Origin of the sequence: Brevibacterium sp. 91QC2O2, from assembly GCF_024580695.1 — a bacterium.
Classification (GTDB): domain Bacteria; phylum Actinomycetota; class Actinomycetes; order Actinomycetales; family Brevibacteriaceae; genus Brevibacterium; species Brevibacterium moorei.
Genome location: NZ_JANIJY010000051.1, coordinates 1 through 1,508, shown reverse-complemented (window position 1 = coordinate 1,508; position 1,508 = coordinate 1). Strand labels below are relative to the sequence as shown.

The window sequence follows — 1,508 nt, the reverse complement described above, 5'->3', positions numbered from 1 at the left end:
ATGGTGGGTGTTGTTCTTTTTCTCGTCAGTCTGTTCTTTTCGGTCGGGATCGCTTTTAAGCAAATTTTTTTGTGGAGAGTTTGATCCTGGCTCAGGACGAACGCTGGCGGCGTGCTTAACACATGCAAGTCGAACGATGAAGTGGCACTTGTGTCATGGATTAGTGGCGAACGGGTGAGTAACACGTGAGTAACCTGCCCCTGACTTCGGGATAAGCCCGGGAAACTGGGTCTAATACCGGATACGACTCCTGCCCGCATGGGTGGGGGTGGAAAGTTTTGTCGGTTGGGGATGGGCTCGCGGCCTATCAGCTTGTTGGTGGGGTAATGGCCTACCAAGGCGTTTACGGGTAGCCGGCCTGAGAGGGCGACCGGCCACACTGGGACTGAGACACGGCCCAGACTCCTACGGGAGGCAGCAGTGGGGAATATTGCACAATGGGCGCAAGCCTGATGCAGCGACGCCGCGTGGGGGATGACGGCCTTCGGGTTGTAAACCTCTTTCAGTAGGGAACAAGGCCTCCTTGATGGGGGTGGAGGGTACCTGCAGAAGAAGTACCGGCTAACTACGTGCCAGCAGCCGCGGTAATACGTAGGGTACTAGCGTTGTCCGGAATTATTGGGCGTAAAGAGCTCGTAGGCGGTTGGTCGCGTCTGCTGTGGAAACGCATCGCTTAACGGTGCGCGTGCAGTGGGTACGGGCCGACTGGAGTGCAGTAGGGGAGTCTGGAATTCCTGGTGTAGCGGTGAAATGCGCAGATATCAGGAGGAACACCGGTGGCGAAGGCGGGACTCTGGGCTGTTACTGACGCTGAGGAGCGAAAGCATGGGGAGCGAACAGGATTAGATACCCTGGTAGTCCATGCCGTAAACGTTGGGCACTAGGTGTGGGACCCATTCCACGGGTTCTGTGCCGTAGCTAACGCATTAAGTGCCCCGCCTGGGGAGTACGGCCGCAAGGCTAAAACTCAAAGGAATTGACGGGGGCCCGCACAAGCGGCGGAGCATGCGGATTAATTCGATGCAACGCGAAGAACCTTACCAAGGCTTGACATGCGCCAGATCGCCTCGGAAACGGGGTTTCCCTTTTTGGGTTGGTGTACAGGTGGTGCATGGTTGTCGTCAGCTCGTGTCGTGAGATGTTGGGTTAAGTCCCGCAACGAGCGCAACCCTCGTTCTATGTTGCCAGCACGTGATGGTGGGAACTCATAGGAGACTGCCGGGGTTAACTCGGAGGAAGGTGGGGATGACGTCAAATCATCATGCCCTTTATGTCTTGGGCTTCACGCATGCTACAATGGCCGGTACAGAGGGAAGCGATGCCGTGAGGTGGAGCGAATCTCAGAAAGCCGGTCTCAGTTCGGATCGTAGTCTGCAACTCGACTACGTGAAGTCGGAGTCGCTAGTAATCGCAGATCAGCAATGCTGCGGTGAATACGTTCCCGGGCCTTGTACACACCGCCCGTCAAGTCACGAAAGTCGGTAACACCCGAAGCCCATGGCCTAACC

General features: G+C 56.5%; 1 rRNA gene. It reads left to right on the top strand.

Annotated features, from left to right (window positions below):
* Positions 1-68 precede the first annotated feature (68 nt).
* Positions 69-1,508 (top strand): 16S ribosomal RNA (locus tag NQ036_RS15365); the annotation flags it as partial.